The following is a 23,315-nucleotide window of genomic DNA, read 5'->3' on the forward strand; positions in this document are numbered from 1 at the left end:
AGCTATACTAGTTCTTGTTGAATTTCTTCGGGCGACAGGTTTTTAACTTCTTGTAATAAAGCTGCAATTTCTGAAAATTCTTCTTGTTGGGGTTGCTTTGTGGCAATGAGTACAGCGAGTCCAGCTACAGTTGGAGCATCAAAAAGAATACTTTGTAAGGGCAATTCCACTTGAAAAATTTCTCGCAAACGTGAAGTCACCTGAACCGCTAGTAAGGAATGTCCTCCCAATTCAAAAAAGTTATCGTTAACACCAACTTTTTCGATACCAAGTAGCTCTTGCCAAATACTGACAATCTTTTGCTCAATCTCGTTACTAGAATCTATATATGCTGTTTGCAGATTTGGTCTGGAATGCTGCGACAGTATATCTTGGGAATTGTTTGGATGCTTTAGAGATTCTCGCTTCAGCCATGTGTTGAGCCTAATTTGTAAATCTCCTGGCGAAACAATGAATTGACCTGCTGAACCCATTGATAAAACACGGAGAGAAACATCCCACGCTTCTTTGGGGGTCATTACCAATTCATTCAAATCTGCTCCAAATGCAATATTTGTTTCTGGTTCCTGTTCATACTTTACAGCATCCCAGTTGACACTGAACCACGGAACAAAGCTTTTCTGATTAAGTTTGTTAACAAAGGCATCGGTGAAGAGATTAGCAGCAGAATAAGCAACAAGTCCCAGTCCTCCCACCACAGAAGATAATGAGGATTGCACCAGACAAAAATCTAGTTCTTTCCCTTGCAAAACTTTTTCTAGTACATAAAGTGCATAAACTTTGGAGTGGAATAGCGATTCACTTTCAGTTTGACTAATCTCTTGAATAGAGAAAGTTGACTTTTCATTACCCATTGGTGTTACATAAAACACTCCATTAATTTGATTAAAGTACTCATAGGATTGATTAATTGCCGCTTGCATTTGTTCAACATTGGCAACATCAGCCTCAATAATTAGCAATTCTGTACCTAACTCTTCTAACGCTAGGATTTTTTTGATGTAATTACTAATTGCATCTTCTTCATTGTGAGTTACTAACCATTCAGACCATTCATTTCTTTGGGGCAGGGCTATATTCCCAATCAGGATCAACTTAGCTTGTACTGTTTGAGCTAGATACTCTGTAAAGGTTAAACCAAGATTTCCGGCGAAGTCGCCCGCAATCAAGTAAATTCCTCCTGTTTTAAGTCTAGTTGTTTCTTCGACAACTTCTGGAATTTGGGTAGACTCAAAAATTTGTATCCATCGATGACTACTACGGTAAGCAACAACCAAGTCATTTGACTGGGCTGTGAATTCTACCATGAGTTGCTTTATGATTTGGTTTTCTTTGAAGTTTCCTGATTCAGGAATGATGATATCAATGTTACGACAGGTAAGATTTGGATATTCTTGGGGAATGACTTTACAAGGTCCTAGTACTGTCCCTTTTTCTGGAATCAATTTCTCTTGTCCGATCGCATCATACAGATTATTAGTCACGACCATGATTTCAACAGAGGTCGTAATGTTCTGTTTACTGAGTGCTTGTGCTATGTAAAGTAGACTGTAAAAACCGATTTGATGCTGTCCAAAGCTGGAAATTTCTGATTCAATGTTAGCGGTAATGCCCCAAAAATGAGCAATGGTTTGTGGAATTTTTTCTATTGCACGCAGTGCTTGAAATAAGGCATCATAGTTATGTCGGCATTGAGGATTGATTGCGAAGGCGCGATCGCTCAGTTGGCTAAACTCTTCTCCTACGGTTACAGTAATCACTTCTTGACCCTGTTGCTCTAGCTGTTGGGCAATTTGTGAACCCAATTGACACGAGTCCAGAAAAACTAGCCAGCACTGCTTTTGCTTTGTTGACTTTGTTTTGTGGAAAGGTTCAAGTAACTTTACTTGTTTCCAGGTAGGAAGATAGAACCAGTCGGAAATATTTGGTTTTTTGCTGAGTTTAGTTGGACGATGATTGATATCGTTGCTTTTGTTTGGCTCAATCCAATAACGCTGGCGTTCAAAAGGGTATGTCGGTAATGGAATTCGCTGCCTTTGCTCAAACGCATAAATCCTATCCCAATCTACCTGTACTCCTGCTAACCAAAGACGCCCCAAGGTGTTGAGTAAAAATGCCACATCCGATTGTTGGTCTTTTGGATGGCGCATTGAACTCAGGACAATTGACTCATGAGTTTGTTGTTTGGCAAAAGTATTTAAAGTTCTCCCAGGCCCAACTTCCAACAATATTTGCTCTGGTTCTTTAATTAACTCAGCAATGCCTGTAGCAAAGCGCACGGTGTATCGCAGATGTTTTGCCCAGTAGCTAGGATTGGTTGCTTCAGCAGCAGTAATCCAAGTTCCTGTCAGGTTTGAGATGAAAGGAATTTGCGGAGGATTTAAATTAACTTTATCCACAAGCTTGGTGAATGGTTCCACGATCGCATCCATCATGGGAGAATGAAAAGCATGGGAAGTATGCAATGGACGACACTCTATAGCTTGTTGTGTTAAACGACTTTGCAATTTAGCGATCGCTTCTACACCACCTGATACAACACACAATGATGATGCGTTAATTCCGGCAAGAGTTAGTTCCTGATTCAGCCAAGGTTGTATTTCCTCCTCAGAAAGCGCAACGGAAAGCATAGCACCAGTTGGAAGTTGTTGCATTAGTTGTCCACGACCTGCAACCAGTACCAAAGCATCTTCTAAAGAAAATACACCCGCCAGTGTTGCTGCTACATACTCGCCTATACTATGACCAATCATTCCCGCCGCAGATATACCCCAGTCTATCCACAATTGCGCTAGGGCATACTCAATAACAAATAACGCTGGCTGGGCAATATGAGTTTGTTGTAATTGCTGTGCAGCTACTCCAACCTGTTCTTTGTCTGGATATAAAATAGTGCGTAAATCAACGCCTAAATGAGATTTGAGTATCTCACAGCACTCATCGATATGTTTCCGAAATACTGTTTCAGTCTCGTATAATTCTCGACCCATATCTACATACTGTGAACCTTGACCGGGAAACATAAATATAATCTGTCGGTTACAAGGTTCTTGATAGTGAGTAAACAGCCGTTGTGAATCTAAGGTTTCTAAAACTTCTACTGCATCATCAAAATTCTCACATATTAGCATTCGGCGATGGTCAAATGCTCGCCGACCCACCTGAAGAGTATAGGCTACATCAGCTAGATTTAAATCAGGATGTTGCTTGAGGTGGCTAACAAGATTTGTCGTTGCAGTTTCCAGTGCCGAACTCGTTTTCGCAGACAACAACAACAACTGCCAAGACCGAGAAGGAGTAGAAAATTGAACCATTGGGGCTTCTTCCAGAATTACATGGGCATTCGTCCCACCAAAACCGAAAGAACTGACTCCTGCTCGACGAGGAGTGCCGTTGGTATCCCACTCAGACAGTTTTGTATTAACGTAGAAAGGACTGTTGGCAAAATCAATCTGAGGATTTGGTTGTTGAAAGTGCAAGCTAGCAGGTATCTGTTTATGCTTCAGTGCTAGGACAGTTTTAATCAGACCTGTCACCCCGGCAGCAGCATCTAAATGCCCAATATTAGTCTTGACCGAACCAATACCACAGAATCCTTTTTTCTGAGTGCTAGCGCGAAAAGCCTGTGTTAGGGCGGCAATTTCAATGGGATCTCCCAAAGAAGTTCCAGTTCCATGAGCTTCAATATAGGTAATTGTCTCAGAATCAATTTCAGCCATAGCTTGAGCCGCTCTAATTACCTTCGCTTGACCATCTATGCTAGGAGCTGTATAGCTAACTTTTGACGAGCCATCGTTATTAATTGCAGAACCTTTAATGATTGCATGGATCGTATCTCGATCTGCGATCGCTTCCTCTAATCGTTTCAAAACTACAATACCTAGACCCTTTCCTTTCAAGGTTCCCTGCGCCTTAGCATCAAAGGCACGGCAACGTCCATCAGGAGATTCAATCCCTCCCTCTTGATACAAATAACCACCAGCATTTGATATTGAATCTCCTCCAGCTAGAGCAATATCACATTCACCACTCAGCAAACTTTGGCAGGCCAAATGTACAGCAACTAAAGAACTTGAGCAAGTGGTTTGCACCGCATAACTTGGCCCTTGCAAGTTTAATTTGTAAGAAACAAATGTGGTGATATAGTCAGGAGAATTTCCTTTTTCTATTTGTTTATCACCCGCAGAGGCGACAATTTCGGAATTAGAATAAATGTTAAATAAGTAACTACCTGCACTAGTACCAGCGTAAACTCCAATCGGCTTATTGTAGACCTCTGAGTTATAGCCCGCATTTTCCAGAGCTTTCCACGCATACTCTAAAAAAAAGCGGTGCGAGGGACTCATGATTTCAGCTTCTCTCGGATTGATGCCAAAAAATGAGGCATCAAACAAGTCTATGTCTTCGACTATACACTCTGCCTTTACATAATTAGGATTGCTGATTAAATCTGGGTCTACACCTAAATCTTTTAGTTCTTGATCGTTATAGAAATGAACTGACTCTATTCCGTCTCGAAGGTTTTGCCAAAATTGCTCAATATTTTGAGCATTTGGGAAACAACCGCTCATGCCTATAATAGCTATTTCTAGCCCTGTTTTTTGACTCAACAAATCTACAGATTTATCCATTGTTTTTTACCCTTTTATTAAAATAGTATTTTATGTATTCTGTTTTTTTCTTTGTGCTAGGCGTTGTTTTAAGCGACCTTTACCAGCTTCTAGCTTTTCATTTTGTTCATTACTATCGTCAGCAAAAAAATCATCTTTTGCTTCTTGACTTAAATACTGTGATAGAGAACTGATGCTCGGATATTTAAACAGGTCAACTATTGCCAAATCCACTTTCAATATTTCCCGTAATTTACTCAAAACCTGAATCATGATTAAAGAATGACCACCAAGATCAAAGAAATTATCTTGGATACCTACCTTCTCTAGATTAAGTGCCTGCTGCCAAATACTAGCAATTAAACGTTCCGCCTCATTTCGAGGCATCACATAAGTAGTTTCCAATTCTGAGCGCATATCTGGTTTAGGCAACGCCTTACGGTCTACTTTGCCGCTAGGTGCTAATGGTAAATTTTCCAGAATCACCAAGGCAGAAGGTAGCATATAATCAGGTAACTTTTCTGTCAAAAAGCTACGTAATTCATTCATGGTCAGGGTAAGTCCTGTATTGGCAACTACGTAAGCAACTAATTGATGATTACCCCATTCTTCCTTGTAAGCTATAACCACTGCTTCCCGTACAGCTGAATGTTGTGCGATTTGTGCCTCAATTTCTCCCAGTTCGATGCGGAAACCGCGAATTTTTACCTGGTGGTCAATACGTCCTAAAAACTCTATATTGCCATCGGGTAGCCACCTTCCTAAATCTCCAGTTTTGTAGATTAAATCTTTGCGGTTTCCTGGCAATATCTTCATAGCAATTGCAAATGGATTGGGAACAAAGCTGAAGTTGGTTTTTTCTTCATTTTTCCAATATCCATCACCTACGCCAATTCCAGAGACACAAATCTCGCCAGGAATACCAATTGGCACTAAATTCATTTCTGAATCAACAATATAAATATTTAAATTTGCTAAGGGTTTACCAATAGGAACTGTTCTTTGATTATCCGGTAGAGGCTTGTCAACTATAAACTGAGTAATATCATCCGCAGCCTCAGTCGGTCCATAAGCATTAGCAACTCTGATTGATGGATACAAATTCAACCACTGATTTACCTGTCTGACAGGTACTGGTTCTCCAACTATCATCATCCACTTAAGGTCAGCTAATACTCTCTGGTAATTCGACAATTGAGAAGTATAGTCTAATAATCCTTTAAATAAGGCTGGTACTAACTCAACAACAGTAATTTTTTGTTCTTGAAGGACTTTAAACAGTTTCTCAGGAAGCGCAACCGTTTCAATATCTACGATTACTGTCCTACCACCAATTAAAAGTGGTGCTAAAAATTGCCATACAGAAATATCTGTTGAAGAAGGGGCACTTTGTAGAAAAGCAAATTCTTCAGTTAATTCTAACTCATCGAATTGAGCATATATATGATTAATTGCTCCATCATGTCTCACAATTGCCCCTTTAGGAAATCCAGTTGAGCCGGAAGTGTAAAGCATATAAGCTGGGTCGGTTGCTACATTACTATCTCCTAAGTTTTCTTTCAACAAATCATCAAAATCGCGCTGATCAAAAATATTAAATTTGACTTGGTTAAAGAATTCTTGATGCTGAAGTTTAATGTCTAAACAAATTAAACTTTCTAAGTGCGGACAATTTTCAATTAAACCCGCCAAACTGGTGAAACAGGAAGAGTCGGTTAAAATAACTCTGACTTCGCTGTTAGCTATCATGTATTCAATTCTATTTAGCGGATAGGTACTATCAATCGGAACATAGGCTCCACCAGCTTTATATATAGCAAGTATACCTATAACAAAATTGATATCCCGGTCTTTTAGAATTCCAATGAACTCTCCTTTTTTCACTCCTAATGTTCGCAAAAATCTAGCAAGTTGATTGGCTTTTTCATTGAGTTGTCGATACGTGAAGTGGGTGCGCTCAAAAACAACAGCAATATTATCAGGTGTCTGTTCTACTTGTTTTTCAAATAAAGTATGAATTGTCTGATTTGTTGGGTAGTTTTTAGCATTATCGTTAAACTGTTCTAATAGTTGTTGTCTGTCAAATTCATTTAAAATCGGGATTTCCGATATTCTTAGATATAAATTTTTAGCTGGATTTTCAATTATATTGGTCAAATAATTTATAATTTTTCTAATGTTCTGTTCTCTAAACAACTCCGTATTATAATGCAATTGGCCTTTAATTAAATTTCCTTGGATTTCAAAAGCAAATGTTAAATCATTTTTTAAACCTGCTATATTTTGGAACCGATGTATATTTTTTAGTAAAACTACTATATCAAAAATAGGGCAGCGATTTTGATTGTTTGGGATATTTAACAATTGCATTAAGTCATCTAAAGGATAATTTTGATGAATGTATGCTTCTATTGTTCTTTCTTTAATTTGGAGTAGACAATCTTTAAATAGAAGTTGATTAGTCACATTCAAGCGCAGAGGAATCAGTTTATTAATTAAAGATTCATCACTAGCTTCTGGTTGATAAATCGGTGAGCCGATAATTACATCATTATTCCTGGTAGACTTTTGTAAAAATATACTAACTGCCGTGAGCAGTACTAAGTAGGTAGAGAAATTAGAGTTTTTAGTCAAACTCAAAATTGCTTGAGACAAGTCACTTGATAATTCAAAACTGAGCGAATTTTTATTACCTGCGTAAATAGGAGGTCTGAAATAATCTGTAATAAAATTTGTCTCTGGTAGTTCTCCAGATAATTGATTTAACCAAAAAATCTTCTCGGTAAATAAATCTTCAGCTATCAAGTTCTCTCTAATTTGAGTTGAAATCATCACTTATCACCTTAGACTTTTTTGAATTGCCACATCTAATTAGTCATCAAAAATTCATTTTGACAAACAGTCCTCAAAAGCTTGCTTAATGATTAAACATCCCTTTTGCAAGGTCATCATTTCAATTGTCAAAGGAGGCAGAATTTTGATAACAGTATCATTCCTACCTACAGTCTCAATTATTAAACCTAGTTCAAAGCAACGTGATGTCACCTCTTTAGCAAAACTACTATCGCCAAAATTAGCAACATCAATACCCCAAATCATTCCAATTCCCCTGATTTTTATATTTTCATTGATTGGTGCTATGTTCTCTATTAAAAAATGTTTTAAAAATGACTCTTTAACTTTGACATCCTGTTCAAGATTGCTACTTTCTCTATACTCTAAAGCTGCTGTTCCCCCCACAAATGCCAACTGATTGCCTCTAAAAGTGCCAGTATGCTCACCAGGCTCCCAGATATCTAATTCGGGCTTAATTAGTAATAGAGACATTGGAAACCCGTAACCACTGATAGATTTTGAAAGTACAATCATATCAGGGACTATATCTGCTCGTTCAAAAGAGAAGAAAGACCCAGTTCGACCACAGCCGACTTGAATATCATCACAAATTAATAAAATTTCATGTTTGTCACACAACTTTCTTAGTCGTTGTATCCATTCAATTGGTGCTACAATAATTCCTCCCTCAGCTTGCACAGTTTCAAATATTATGGCTGCTGGTTTTTCAATCCCAGAGTTTACGTCATTCAATACCGATTCCATAAATTCTATGGTGTCAAAGCTTTCCATAAATCCATAAGGATAAGGCATAAAGGTGACACTATTGGATGTACCAATTGCCCCAGAGCGAATGGCGGTATTGCCGGTAATCGATAAGCTACCTAATGTCATGCCATGATAAGCCCCCATAAAGGAGAAGATTCCTGGCCTTTTTTTGATTTTTCTAGCTAATTTTAAAGCAGCTTCAACGGCATTGGTTCCAGTCGGCCCACAGAACTGAATATGATAGTCTAGTTTTTTTGAAGTTAATATTCCCTCAGAAAACCTAGTCAAAAACTTCTCTTTGGCCGATGTATACATATCCAAACCATGAGCAATGCCATCGGCAGCTAAATAAGACAGAACCTTTTCTTTTATATAGTTATTATTATGTCCATAATTTAACGCTCCCGCTCCCGCAAAAAAATCAATATATTCTTTACCTGATTCCGAATAAACTATAGACCCTTTAGCTCGATGAAATATATCAGGGAAATTACGACAATAACTTCTGACTTTCGATTCACGTTCTTCAAAAATATTCATGATCGTTACTCTCTTGGAGATACTTTAGTCTTAGTATTTTAAGAATTTCAATCCGATCTGACTAGAATAAATTCTTGTGCAACCACTAAAAGTGAGTCTGAATTAATGAATTAAAATCAATCATTCTCAACTTATTTAAGAAACATAATTGAGATAAGACTTATAAAACCTAAAAATCATCTGTGGCGGGATTTTAAAGACTAATCCCAATAGTAATAACAAGTTGTAATATGAGTTTTTTGCTGGCATTCCACGCATACTGGCTGCTAGAGCATCTAAGACACTTTTTTCGGTGTGCCAATCAATATTAAAAGAAATCGATGTATCTAAACTTCTAACATGATGCAGTGTCCCAGGAGGCATATATAAAATATCGCCAGGATTTACGATAAATTTAATTGGCCTTGCATATTTGTATTGAGGATATTTATTAAAATCTGGCTTTTCTGGATCAATCAGAAACCATCGCCAACCTTGACGATAACAATATTTTGCATCTTCCGGCTGTAGTAGAGTAAATTGTTTTCGTCCAACAATTTGAAAAAAAATATTGTTAGTCAGAAGGCAATCAAAATGTAGTGGGGTAATGCTTTTAGAGGAACCTATGAAAAATTGACAGTAACGCCACCATTTGTAATGATACCATTTTGGCAAATAATTTAGAGGAAACGGTTGAACATCTTCTATTAGTGCAGGGATTAAACTAAATAATGGTAGATCATGACAATAAGGTGGTAAGTCATTATTATCAGGATTATTTTCAAAAGAACTGATAAGTTTTGCGTATTCTTCTATAGTAACTCTAATTAAGTCGATTCCTTCAGTCTTACTAAATTTTTTTGCATAAATTTTCAGACTAGGAAAAATATTTTTAAAATATTCTAGTGACCATTTCTCAAAGCTATCCCAACTTTCAATAACACCTGAGATAATGACTGGTTTTCCCTTTTGAACATATTCTCTTTGAAATTCATCATTTGAAAGTTTATATCGACGTTCTATTTCGGTGGAAACGATCATAAATTGCTTTGGTTTTTTGATAACTTTATTTAGGCTGAACAAAAGAGACAACTGACAACACTTAGAATTCCAAGTTTTTTTAGTGTAATCTTAGTTATGTAATTGCTCTAAACAAAATTAAAGGCAACTTCTTTTTCTAATTTTGAAGCTAAATGCTGTTGCTTTGATGTCAGTAAAGACAAGTCCTTCAAGTTTGCTTCAGGATGAGTGACGATATCTTGGAGCAATATTTCAAAATGCTGCAATATTCCCGTAATTGTGGCAGTGTCAAAACGGCGGAAATCATAGTCGATGCCAATACAAAAATTTGAGCCAGGATATACAGCGATCGCTATGGGATAATTCGTTTTATAAAAGCTACTTGAATTCGAGAATATCGTTGCATTCTCAACCTCAAGACTTCCCTGCCAGTCTCTTAAAACCCGATCTATTGGTGCATTTTCATAAACTAAGATACTCTCGAACAGGGGTAGACTTCGTGGCACTTCACTCCATCCTTGAATGTCTACTAATGGAGTCCATTCATACTGACGCATCTCAACTAGTTGTTCTTGAAGTTGTTTTAGCCACACCAGTAGAGATTGTTCAGGATTCACATTCACCCATACAGGTAAAGTATTGACAAACAGCCCAATAATTGGCTCTTCTGTGACTAATTCTATGGGACGACCAGCAACAGTACACCCATAAACGACTTGGTTTTCACAACTGTAACGACTAAGAAGTATAGCCCAGGCTCCTTGAAATAGCGTACTCAGAGTTAGATGATGTTGCCGTGCTAAAGATTGCAGTGCATCTGTGGTTGCTGGCGATAAATAAATTCGTTGTTCTTCATATATTTCTTTCTGGCTAGACAAATTTTCTACATCTAGATACTTTAGGAAAGTGGGAGTTTTTAAGCCGCTAAGTGTTTGCCGCCAGAAAGTTTCAGCACTGGCTATGTCTTGCTTTTGCAACCAATCAATATATTTTCTGTAAGGAATGCTGGGTACTAAAGATACATTCTCACCCTGGCAAAGACCTTCGTAAAGTTGAACAAACTCTTTCAGCACTAATGGTACTGACCACCCATCTATGATCAGAAAATGTCTGCTCCAGATAAATTGGTAAAAGTCTTCGCTGAGGCAGATGAGAGTCAGGCGCATCAGGCATTCTTGAGACAAATCAAAACCCCGCTTGCGATCGCTCTCCAGAAAAGACTTTAATTGTTCTTGTTGTGATTCTAAATCTATGTCCCGCCAATCTTGCTGCTCTAGAGGCACTCTTACTTGCCGATACACTACTTGTTGTGGCTTGTTAATGTCTTCCCAATAAAAGCCAGTACGTAAGATGGTATGTCTCTCGATAACTTGCTGCCAAGCCTGCTCGAAAGCCGTAAGGTTTAGATGCCCACGGAATACAAAAGGCATCTGGAAAAAATAGATTCCAAATTCAGGAGTGTATAAACTATGGAAGAGGATACCCTTTTCTATGGGTGAGAGTTCATATATATCTTCAATATTTTCTGTTTTCATTTGCTTGTTTTTTTATTTTCTCGATTGATTTTTGCTAGCAATTTATCGAGGTCACTTTGACTGAAGTTTGCATTCGGAAAGTCAGAAGGTGTATAACTTCCGGTTTGAGCAGATTGACAATGGGCAATAAGTGCTTGTAATTTCTCCACAAACTTCGCAGCCAGCTGTTCAATCGTGGCTCGCTGATAAATTTCTGTGCTGTAATTCCACTTGAGTTGCAGTTGAGAGCCAAGCACAAAACTGTTGATATTTAGTTGATTGCTTTGTGGACTGGGGTTGCTAATGAAGTTTTGGTTGACAACTTTAAATAGAGATGCATTGGGGAGAATCTGGTCAACCTGACCCTGGTAATTAAAGCTCACCTGGGCAGTGGGGAGAAGGTTTTGCGGTTTTGCGGTTACGGAGGAGTTGCTCAAATAACGAATGCTATGCTTAGGGACGCTCCTAAGTTGCTCTTTGATAGCTTTGAGAGCTTCCCCTGAGTGGGAAATTCCTGCCAAAGTTAATAGTACTGGGAAAATAGTTGTAAAACAGCCAACTGTCCGTGAGTAGTTGATATCCTCAGTGATGGACTCTCGTCCAGGTTCTGCCAAATCTAATAACACCGATTTGCTACCTGTCCACTGGGCAAAAGTTTGTACTAATGCCGTCAGCAGTACATCGTTGATTTGGGTATGATAAGCTACTGGTACATCCTGCAATAATGCTTGAGTTTCTGCAATACTCAAAGAGACTAATACACTATCATTTAATGCCCCACTTTTAGCACCGTCGGGATCATCTATAGGTACAGGTGAAATGGAGTCATCAGATGCTTGCAACCAATAGTCTGACTCTTGCTGAAACTGAACTGTCTGGGCATACTCTTGAAGAAACTTAGACCATTGCTGAAAGGAGGTTGTTTTTGCGGGTAGCTTAACTGACTCTCCCTGACTCAACTGCTGATACACTTGCTGAAAATCTTCCAGCAAAATTCGCCAAGAAATATCATCCACCGCTAGATGATGAATAACCCACAGCAGGCGTTGTGGCTGGTTGACACCGAAGTTAAACAGCGCCACACCCATGAGCAAACCTTCTGTAATGTTCAGACTCGTCTGTAGTTGAGTAGCAGTGGTTTCAAAGGCGATCGCTTGTTGGCTTACTGACAATGCTGATAAGTCTGCATAGGAAAAAGGTACGGCTTTAAGTTCATCCACTCCAGCGTTCACTTGCTGCCAACCTGATTCATCAGGGATAAACTTCAAGCGTAGGGCATCATGGTGCGATCGCAATTGCTGTATTGTTTGCTCCAGTATATCTGGGGCAATTTCTGCTGGTACTTCTAGTAGTAAGGACTGATTGCATTGGTGTGGATTGTCTAAATGCTGCTCCAAAAACCAGTGCTGAATTGGCGTCAGAGGAAATGAACTTGTTACAGTTTCTTGTTTAGCTTTTAGAGTTAAGGCTGTACCTGCAATCACAGCCAATCCCGCAATAGTCGGGTTCTGAAATAACTGCTTGGGGGTTAGTTGTAAACCTGCTTGGTTGAGTTTGGCGATGATTTGAATACTAATAATCGAATCTCCACCCAGTTCAAAGAAGTTGTCATAAATTCCTACCTGCTCAAGTTCCAACACCCCAGACCAAATTTTGGCGATCGCTTCTTCAATGGGATTGCGAGGAGTGACAAATTTTCCGGCTAACTCTGGTTTAACACTCTCAGGATTAGGCAATGCTTGACGGTCTACTTTGCCGTTGGGGGTTAGAGGCAATGCTTTGATCTGCACAAAAGCAGCCGGTAGCATATATTCCGGCAGTTTCTCTTTGAGGAAGTTCCGCAGGTCGTTAACCGCAGATTCAGATTGCTGATTTGAGACAAAATAAGCGATGAGACGCTTGTTACCCAAATTGTCTGGCCGTGCTAATACAATGCTTTCTTGGATAGCAGGATGTTGTCTTAATACTAACTCAATCTCAGCAAGTTCGATGCGGAAGCCACGAATTTTAACTTGGTCGTCGATTCGTCCCAAGAATGCAATGTTGCCGTCAGGGAGATAACGAGCTAAATCTCCAGTCTTGTAGAGGCGAGAGTACTTTGTACACGCTTTGCGATCGCAATTGTCTTCTTTGGCTCCTCTGCTTCTTTGGAAGGGGTTGGGAATAAACCGCTCCCTCGTCAGTTCTGGATGGTTAAGATAGCCCCGCGCTAAACTATTTCCGCCAATATAAAGTTCTCCAGACACTCCCAGAGGTACAGGTTGCAGATAATTGTCCAGAATGTAGACCTGGGTATTTGTGAGTGGACGACCGATGGGCACATAATCAGATTTATCCCCCATTGGCTCACCTTCAAACATGAAGGTTAAAACCCCCACAGTTGCTTCTGATGGCCCATAGTGATTGAAGATTTGACACTCTGGTGCGTATTGCTGGAGTTTTACAGCTAATTTCCAATTTAGCGCCTCTCCACCTAGTATCAAGCGCTTTTTAGGTAGGATTTTTTCAGGTTGGGAGGCACTTAACAAAGCATCTAAGTGAGATGGAACAATTTTAAGACAGTCGATAGGATGGCGATCGCTATAATCTGCTAAAGCCTCTGGACTAGTTGCCCGTTCCTGGGAGATGACGTGAAGACATCCCCCTGTACATAAAGCCGGAAATATCGCTGTATTACCTAAATCAGCAGCAAAGGTGGAAACGGTTGCAAAGCTGGCATTAGCAGGCAAATCTAATTTCTCTTGAATACTATATAAATAGTTGAGGAGTTGCTGATGCTCAACAGCCACACCCTTGGGTTTGCCGGTGGAGCCGGAAGTGTAAACTACATAAACCAAATTTTCTGGAGTTGCAACTTTTTGCAAATTCTCATCTGATTGTTGACCAATTACACCCCAATCGGTGTCTAGACAGATGATCGGCGCTTGTGTTTTAGAGAACAGTTGAGTTAAGTGCTGTTGGGTCAAAATCAGGGAGGAATCAGCATCTTGCAACATGAAAGCTAAACGTTCAGCTGGTAGTAAAGGATCTAAAGCAAGATAGGCTCCACCCGCTTTCAAAATTCCCAAAAGACCAACGATCATTTCCAGCGATCGCTCGACGCACAGTGCCACAATTGTTTCGCAACCAACGCCTACGGTTTGTAGATGGTGGGCAAGTTGATTGGCACGGCTATTAAGCTGGGCGTAACTCAATTGCTGGTTTTCATAAACAACAGCTACCTGTTCTGGATAACGCTCTACCTGCTGTTCAAATAGCTCGTGGATGCATTGATGTTGGAAGTGGTTGGTTTCGGTTTTGTTAAATTCAAATAGTAGTTGCTGGCGCTGATCTGGGCTGAGGATGTTTAGTTGGGCGATCTTGTTTGTGGGATTATTAATTGCACTAGCTAACACAGAGTTGAATTGTGCTGCCAAGCAATCCATATCTTGGTGAGTAAATAAGTTGGCATCATAGTGTAACTCTGCTGTTAGAGAATCATCCCCATGCAAACAGGAGAGTTTGACTTGGAATCGCTCAATACAACCGTACTGCTTATTAATAGAAAATGTGACATTATCAGCCAAATACTTAGTAGGCTGCAATCCAAAATCAAAAGCAAATGGGAAAAATGACAATTCTTGACTCTTCCCATTACTAGAGACAACTTGTTCCCAATTAAAAGTCTCTTGCCATTGATAAACCTCGCTAATCTTTTTCTCAATTTGTGGCAATATTTCCGCAAATGTCGCATTTTCATCGAAATCAGCAGCGACAGGGAGATATTTGGCCAGTAATCCAATTGCTGGCTTTAATTCTTCATAATTTCTGCCGTCACAGCAAATTGCGATCGCCATCTCCGACTTGTCGAGCAAACGCCAAATTAATATCTGCCAGCAAGCCATTAAGACTGTCGCCACACTCACAGCATTTGTCTGTGCCAGTGCTTGAATCTTATCTACTATATCTGGATGGAAGTGAATATCAATAAATTGGGGTTGAAAGCCGATGTTGGTGGGCAGAGATTTTTCTCTAGGTAACTTTCCTTTCAACAAATTTGAAATATTCTGCTTGCGCCAATACTCTCTAGCAATTTCCGTATCTTCTCCTTCAAATAATTCAATCTGCCATGCGGAAATATCTGCATATTGCAAAGGTTCATTTGGTAATTGTTGTTGATGCAAACAAGCAGTGTAAGTATCACTTATTTCTCGCACCAAATTATTAATTGATATTATATCTGCACAAAAAGATGGCAGACCCAGCATTAAAATATTTTTAATTGGACAGAAACTAATTAAACTTATATCTAAAACACTACCATTCTGCCAATCAAAATTTATCTGTTTATATAGCTGAAATAAATTAGCAATTTCACCTTGTTGTTTTTCTAAGTCTCGATCATGAAAATTGTAGTAATTAATAGATACCGAACTATTCTCATGGATAACCTGTAAAGGAATGTTCATTTCCTTTAATGCCTGCAAGTTAGTTCGGAGAATTTCGTGTCTATCAACAATTTTTTGTAAGGCAACTTCGAGAATTGAATATTTGATATCTCCTTCAATTAAGACTGCACACTGAACAAGATAGGCTTGGCGATCGCTTTCTTGTGCCAACAGCCATAAACGCTTTTGTTGAGGTGAAATTTGGAATCCTTCTATAGCAGAATTTTGCATATTTACCATCCATCACTAATTTTTATGACGCACAATACGGCTCTGCCATACCTACAAGCACTTTTCTATCTCCAATAAACGGCTTACGTCCATGAGCAGCTAGCATATTGTCGAGCATTAAAATATCTCCTTCCTGCCAGGAGAACGTTACTGATTCTTGTTGATATATTTGATTAATTTCTTCGATTACTGATGTTTCAATTTTAGAACCATCACCATATAAAGCGTTGCGTGGTAAATCTTCTTCTTTTAGCACCGAAAGTAGAGAATCGCGGACTGCTGTTTTTAAGTTGGAAATATGAAACAAATGTGCTTGGTTGAACCACACCATTTCACCAGTTCGCGGATGAGTAGCAATAGCTTGACAGACTTGACGTGTTTTGAGATTAGTTTCATCTTGCCACTCAAACTCGATATTAGCATGACGACAATAACTTTCTACCTCAAGTTTTTTAGTGGTTTGAAAGACATTTTGCCACTGTAAATCAAGTCCTTGTCCGTAATTACGGACATACATAACTTTTTTGAGAATGAATTGCTCTTTGATTTTTGGATCGAGCTGTTGAAATACTTTTCGACTATCAACAATTGGTGTTTCCCCGCCTTCTGTTGCCGCCTTTACACAAAAAAAACATATTTTTTTTGGCCAGCTTCGGGCGTATGCCATTTCATTGTGTAAAGGAATTGATTCTTCTGCGGGGTATTCAGTTGATGTATATATATTACCACTTACTTGGCTGCGAGGAGTTGACCCATAAGAATATTCAATTAATTCTCCAGAAATAGTTTTAATTAACTGTTCAAATTCCTCAACGGCTTTGATATTAAAGTTACGAAAAAGAATTCCTCCATATTGGAATAATTGAGCTTCTAGCCAATCCCGATTGTTGTTTACCCAGGTTATCAAGTTTATGCCATTGACATAAGGTTTAATAATTAATGGTAAATGCTGTTCTGGCAGAATAAACTCTGTTTTTATGAGTTCTTCTGGCGACACAATGATTGGTTTTCGTCTACCTGATTTTAAATTCATTTGTTTTCGGCGTCAGTTGTAATTAAAACTATTTTTTCTAAATCTGACCATTGCCAGTAATTGCTTTGCGCGTTACCTGTCCTAACTTATGACGACGCACTGTTTGAAAATCTTGAGTTTTAAGTATTTGCTGTTGTTTTTCAGCTTCATTAAGAATTTCCACCAGTTGACTCAACTTGATATCAGGCTGTGCAACAACTGTGGCTAAAATAATTTCAAAAAGTTCCGACATAGAAGCGATAGTAGTAGCACGAAACAAGTTTGTTTTGTACTCAAAGAAACCTTTTAGTTCCTCTGATGTTTCTGAAATATCGAGCTTCAAATCATGCCGTACCATTCCGCTTTCAGTCTCTACAAGACTAAGTTTTAGTCCGGAAAACTTCAGTACTGAAATCGGGGTATTGTGGAGGACAAACCATACCTGAAATAGGGGTGTGTGATTGAGGTTCCGTTCTGGTTGTAATTCTGCAACTAGTCTTTCAAAAGGTAAATCTTGGTGAGCGTATGCAGCTAAAGCGACTTCCCTCACTCTTTGCAGTAAATCTCTAAAGCTGGGGTTATTTGAAAGATCAATACGTAATACTAAGGTATTAACAAAGAAGCCTATTAGCTCTTCTATCTCACTAAAATTGCGGTTAGCAACGGGAGAACCGACAAGAATATCTTCTTGAGCAGTGTACCAATACAACAACGTATTAAAAGCCGCTAGTAAAGTCATAAAGAGAGTGACTTCTTGCTGCTGGCTCAGAGATTTGAGGGATTTGGACAGTGTTGGAGAAAGTGCGAAAAAGTGCCTTCTGCCAGCAGAACTTTCTACCTGAGAATGTGGTTGATCTGTTGGTAAAAGCGCAGTCTTAGCACCGTCCAGATGCTGCTTCCAATAGCCCAACTGAGTATCAAGTATTTCTCCTTGCAACCACTGTTGTTGCCATACAGCGAAATCTGCATACTGGATGGGGAGTTCCTTGAGTGGTGAGGGTTTTTCACGACAAAAAGCTTCGTAAAGTGCTGTCAGTTCTCGAATAATCACATCACCAGACCAGGCATCACAGATAATGTGGTGCATCGTGAATAACAGAACATGTTCAGCCTCAGCGATTTGCAGCAGCTTAACTCGCAATAGTATTCCCTGTGACAGGTCAAAAGGTTGTCGGGCTTCTTCCTTTGCAAAATATTGTACCGACTGCTGCCGCTCACTTTCTGATAACTTTCGCAGGTCAATCACAGGCAGTCTCAACATCAAATCCGAAACTTTAACTTTCTCCTGCACGGGTTGCCCTCCCACTGTTTTAAAACAGGTTTGCAGTACTTCGTGTCGTTGCTGGATTAGATTAAGGCTTTGTTCGAGTGCTTTCACATTCAGGAGTCCCTCGAATGATATGGCAATGGGCATATTGTAAACAGGGCTGTGTGGATCTAATTGGTGAAGAATCCACAGCCGTTGCTGATGAAAAGACAAGGGGAAGCAGCTTGGATCTTGTCGTTTTGGAATTGATTTACTATTGACGGAACTTAAACCCTTGTGTTTCAAACGCAGTTCAAATAGTGCGCGTTGTTCTGGAGAAAGAGCAGCAATTCTTTGAGAAATATCATTCATAAAAGTTAGATATTTTCATGCTTTTTGTTGTGAGAGAAACACTTACATAGACAATATCTTGAAATGATCCTAAAAACTTGTTTGTGATTCTTTAGCAAGCAGTTCTTTAATTCCAGCGACTGAAAGATTTTCTACCTCTGCTAACATCTGAATTATCTCATCCATTTGTTCTGGTTTCAACTGTTTTTCCTGAATGACAGTAGTCAGTTCAGCAACAGTAGGGTTATCAAATAATAAAGAACGTAGGGGCAATTCTACTTGGAAGGTTTCCCGGAGGCGGGAAATAGTTTGAACAGCGAGTAAAGAGTGTCCGCCTAACTCAAAAAAGTTGTCGTAAATCCCCACTTTTTCAATGCCTATGAGTTCTTGCCAGATATCTACAATTTTTTGCTCAATCTGATTGCGGGGAGCGACATAAGTATTTCCTTGAAGAGGTCGCGGATGTCTGGTAGCAGATAATTGTCTATTATTCTCTGATTGTTGGCTAAGAGAACTTGATACAAGGAAGTTATTAGTTTCGTCAATGACGGCTTGTAAATCTTGGGTTGAGACTACGACTTGAGAGAGCGAATTCTCCAATATTCGGCTAAAAGCATCCACAGCTTCTACAGATAAAAGCCCATTTTTAACATTTTCTTCACGCCACTTTTTGAGTTCGTCAGGAACGGTAGTATTCACCGCCATACCGACTTCTTGCCATGCATCCCAGTTGATTGACATTGTGAATTGACCATTTCTAGAAGTATTGCGGTGAGCAAAAGCATCTAAAAATGCATTAGCAGCACAATAGTCTACCTGTCCTAATCCTCCTTGGATTGAGGTCAGGGATGAACAGAGAACTAAAAAGTCTAAATTTACATCCTTAAGGACATCATTTAGTACTGATGTCCCTCTGACTTTGGGCGCAAAAATACTCTCAACAATTTCTGGTGTTTTGAGTTGAATCATGCCACCACCAGCAACTCCGGCGGCGTGGATAACACCATGAATCTCACCGAAGTGTTCTAATGATTGAGCGATCGCACTACGCATTTGCTCATGATTAGTCACATCACCAGATAATACCAGTACTTCAGCCCCTAGTGCTTCTAACTGTTGGACTTTTTGAATCTTACAGCTAGTAGTATCATCAGCATCATCAGTTGTCAGCCATTGTTCCCACTGTTCTTTTGCAGGTAATCCAGAGCGTCCGACTAGAATCAGCTTGGCTTGTAACGTCTTGGCAAGGTATTCAGCAAGTACTAAGCCTATACCTCCCAGCCCACCTGTAATTAGATAAACTCCCCGTTGCTGCAAATGTGTTTTGCTTGTGGTAGCTTTTTGTAAAGAAACTGGTTCAAAAGTTTGAACCCAGCGATGATTGTGACGGTAGGCAATCGTTAAGTTGTCTGATGCTGTTAGTTCTGCAATCAACTGTTCTACAACTTGGTTTGTTCCTGATTCAGACAACACTACATCAACTAGCTGACAGGTAATGTGGCTATATTCTTGAGGTATAACTTTACATGGACCTAAACTTATAGCCTTTTCAGGAGATAACTGTTCATCGCCAGTGATGTCGTATAGATGATTAGTGACAACTAAGAGTTGAATAGAATTACTTAGCTGCTGTCCAAAAGCTGGCGCTAAGTAAATCAAACTATCAAAACTTAGATTTTGGATGGTTTCCAATGACTGAGGTGGCGATTGAGTAATCCCCCACAAATGGACGATCGCATTCGGTGTTTTACCTTGTTCTTTCAATGTTTGAATCAAGGCGTTATAGTCTTGCTGCCGAGCCTGATTGATAGTGTAAGTATTGCTATCAAGTTGGTTAAACTCTTCTCCCACTTGAATAGCGATCGCATCATGTCCAGATTGCCGCAAGCGTTGGATAATTTGTGTACCTATCCCACACTCATCAAGGAATACCAAGTAACAACCAGACGGAATCTCTCTTGTTTTGACTAGAGGAACTCTTTTCCAAGAAGGAACATAAAACCAGTCTGTAATATTTGACTTTTTACCCAGTTTGCTTTGCTTTTGAGTGAATCCGGCAACTTGTGCTTCCGGTTCTTTCCAGTAACGCTGACGCTCAAACGGGTAAGTAGGTAAAGGCACGCGGTAACGTCGTTCCTGAGCATAAAAATTAAACCAATTTACTGAAACTCCTGCCAACCAGAGCCGTCCTAAAATGTTGAGTAAGAAGGCTACATCTGAGTTTTTATCGTTGGGATGGCGTAGAGAAGGTAATACTACTTGTCTTGCGGCTTGATGAGAATGCTGTTTAACCAGAGTACACAAAGTCCGCCCAGGGCCAACTTCTAGGAGGATGCGATTTGGCTCTTCAAGCAATGCACAGATACCTGAGCTAAAGCGAACTGTTTGCCGTAAATGCTTTGCCCAGTAATTTGGATTTGTAGCTTGTTCTGCGGTGATCCAAGTGCCAGTGAGGTTGGAAACAAAAGGAATTTTTGGAGGATGTAGTTTGATTTGACTAACTTTATTTTGGAACAACTCCAAGATGGATTCCATCATTGGGGAATGAAAAGCATGGGAAGTATATAGATGACGACACTCTATATCTTGGAGCTTGTTGTGAAATGCATCTATAGCATCATCAGTTCCCGAAACCACACACAATGCTGGTGCATTGCTGGCAGCGAGGGATAATTTTTCATTCAGCAGAGGTATAACTTCTTCCTCTGGCAGTGGTACGGAGAGCATAGCACCAGATGGTAGTTGTTGCATCAGTCGCCCACGAGCCGCCACCAGCCCCAAAGCATCGCCAAGAGACATAACACCAGCTAAACAAGCGGCGACATATTCCCCAATACTATGCCCGATCATCGCCTGGGGAGAAATGCCCCATGACATCCATAACTGAGCCAGAGCATATTCAATCACAAATAGTGCTGGCTGAGTAATATCAGTTTGTTGTAGTTTTTCTGCTGTGCCTTTTGACTCAGACTCGCTCGGATAAATGAGCGATCGCAAATCCAAACCTAAATCAGGTTGAAGCAATTCACAACACAGATCCACCTGTTCTTGAAAAATCGGCTCAGTCTGGTATAGTTCTTTACCCATATCCACATATTGAGCGCCCTGTCCAGGAAACATAAACGCGATGGAGCGATCGCCACTTTCGAGTAAGTGAGTGAAAACTCTTTGAGGATCTGGCTGCTGTAAGGCGCTGGTTGCATCTTCGATATCCTGGCACACCAATACGCAACGATGATTGAATTCCCTGCGTCCTACTTGCAACGTATGCGCCACATCCGCCAGGGTAATATCGGGATGTTGCTTGAGGTATTGAAGCAGATTTGCTGTTGCAGTTTCCAAAGCGGAGTCTGTTTTGGCAGAAAGTACCAATAACTGCCAACGGCGAGAGGAACTGGAAGCTGGTAACGCTGGTGCCTCTTCCAGAATTACATGAGCATTAGTCCCACCAATACCCAAGGAACTGACTCCAGCCCGACGAGGGGTAAGTCCGGTTTTCCATTCTGTGAGCGTTGTATTAACGTAAAAAGGACTATTGGCGAAATCTATTTGGGGATTAGGTTGCTCAAAATTTAAGCTGGGTGGTATCTGCTGATGTTTAAGGGCTAGAACTGTTTTAATCAGTCCTGCAATCCCAGCAGCTGCGTCCAAATGACCGATATTTGTTTTTACTGAACCGATGGCACAAAAGCCCTTTCTATTTGTACTTTCACGAAAAACCTTTGTTAAAGCAGAAATTTCAATGGGATCGCCTAAGATAGTTCCTGTCCCGTGAGCTTCTACATAGCTAATTGTTTCAGGTTCTAGCCCAGCTAAAGCAAGTGCTTCTGCGATCGCATCTGCTTGTCCGTTAACGCTGGGTGCTGTGTAACCAACTTTACCAGAACCATCATTATTGATGGCGCTACCTTTAATTACAGCATAGATATTGTCACCATCAGCGATCGCCTCAGCCAACCGCTTTAAAACCACAATTCCTACACCATTACCAATAATTGTTCCCTTAGCTTTGGCATCAAAGGCACGACAGTGACCGTCGGGTGATAAAATACCCCCTTCTTCATACAAATACCCGGTTTTTTGGGGAATGTGAATAGATACTCCACCTGCTAAAGCGATGTCGGATTGGTAATTTAATAGACTTTGGCAAGCTAAAGAAATAGCTACTAAGGAAGTAGAACAGGCAGTTTGTACTGTCAGACTTGGGCCTGTCAGATTTAATTTATAGGAAACGCGAGTCGCCAGGAAATCTTTCTCGTTGCCAATTCCCTTTTGGAAAATGCTAGCCAATCCAGTGCGCTCGCTATTTAAATCCAATGATAAATAATTATTTGAACTAGAACCAGCATAAACTCCAATCCGACTTTCGCAACGTTGGGAGTCATAGCCAGCATTTTCTAATGCTTCCCATGCATTTTCTAAAAATAAACGATGCTGCGGGTCTGTAATTTCTGCTTCTTTGGGATTCAAGCCGAAGAATGAAGCATCAAATAAATCTATATTTTTTAATATAGCAAGCTTTTTTACATAATTAGAATTACTAAGTAATTCTGGATCAATTCCAGAGGCAATTAATTCTTCATTCGTGAAAGTAGATATTGATTCTACTCCAGAGCGTAAATTTTCCCAAAAATCTTCAATATTGTTAGCACCTGGAAAACGTCCTGATATGCCAATAATTGCTATTCCTTCTAGAGAATTTGGCGTTTCTGAAATACTCATAAATTTATCCTTAATGCCGATTTATTTTGTCTGCTGATAGCCAATTTTTGCTGTTGATAT

9 protein-coding genes are annotated in these 23,315 nt (G+C 39.8%); all 9 read right to left on the reverse strand.

The genetic code is table 11. The annotated features are described in order from the left end of the window. Positions 1–2: 2 nt before the first annotated feature. Complete coding sequence (locus tag HWQ38_RS35700; RefSeq protein WP_292803760.1) at positions 3–4,631, reverse strand: type I polyketide synthase; 4,629 nt, start codon at positions 4,629–4,631, stop codon at positions 3–5. 30 nt (positions 4,632–4,661) lie between these two features. Further along, positions 4,662–7,442 (reverse strand): amino acid adenylation domain-containing protein, encoded by a 2,781-nt coding sequence (locus HWQ38_RS35705; RefSeq protein ID WP_292803763.1) that lies wholly within the window; start codon positions 7,440–7,442, stop codon positions 4,662–4,664. Positions 7,443–7,496: 54 nt separating this feature from the next. Continuing rightward, positions 7,497–8,753, reverse strand: coding sequence for a diaminobutyrate--2-oxoglutarate transaminase (gene ectB, locus HWQ38_RS35710; protein WP_292803766.1), 1,257 nt, complete (start codon positions 8,751–8,753; stop codon positions 7,497–7,499). Between the two features lie 135 nt (positions 8,754–8,888). Then, entirely contained in the window at positions 8,889–9,773 is an 885-nt protein-coding gene (locus HWQ38_RS35715) for a cupin-like domain-containing protein (RefSeq protein ID WP_292803769.1), read from the reverse strand. Between the two features lie 107 nt (positions 9,774–9,880). Further along, positions 9,881–11,287, reverse strand: a complete 1,407-nt coding sequence (locus HWQ38_RS35720) for a condensation domain-containing protein (RefSeq protein ID WP_292803772.1) — start codon at positions 11,285–11,287, stop codon at positions 9,881–9,883. Continuing rightward, positions 11,284–15,924, reverse strand: coding sequence for a non-ribosomal peptide synthetase (locus tag HWQ38_RS35725; protein ID WP_292803775.1), 4,641 nt, complete (start codon positions 15,922–15,924; stop codon positions 11,284–11,286). Before HWQ38_RS35725 ends, HWQ38_RS35720 begins: the two co-directional genes overlap by 4 nt. Before the next feature lie 22 nt (positions 15,925–15,946). Next, positions 15,947–16,957 (reverse strand): TauD/TfdA family dioxygenase, encoded by a 1,011-nt coding sequence (locus HWQ38_RS35730; RefSeq protein ID WP_292803778.1) that lies wholly within the window; start codon positions 16,955–16,957, stop codon positions 15,947–15,949. 37 nt (positions 16,958–16,994) lie between these two features. Continuing rightward, positions 16,995–18,554, reverse strand: a complete 1,560-nt coding sequence (locus HWQ38_RS35735) for a condensation domain-containing protein (protein ID WP_292803781.1) — start codon at positions 18,552–18,554, stop codon at positions 16,995–16,997. Between the two features lie 69 nt (positions 18,555–18,623). Continuing rightward, entirely contained in the window at positions 18,624–23,255 is a 4,632-nt protein-coding gene (locus HWQ38_RS35740) for a type I polyketide synthase (RefSeq protein WP_292803784.1), read from the reverse strand. Positions 23,256–23,315: the final 60 nt, after the last annotated feature.

Source organism: Nostoc sp. NMS7, from assembly GCF_017115085.1.
Lineage (GTDB): Bacteria > Cyanobacteriota > Cyanobacteriia > Cyanobacteriales > Nostocaceae > Nostoc.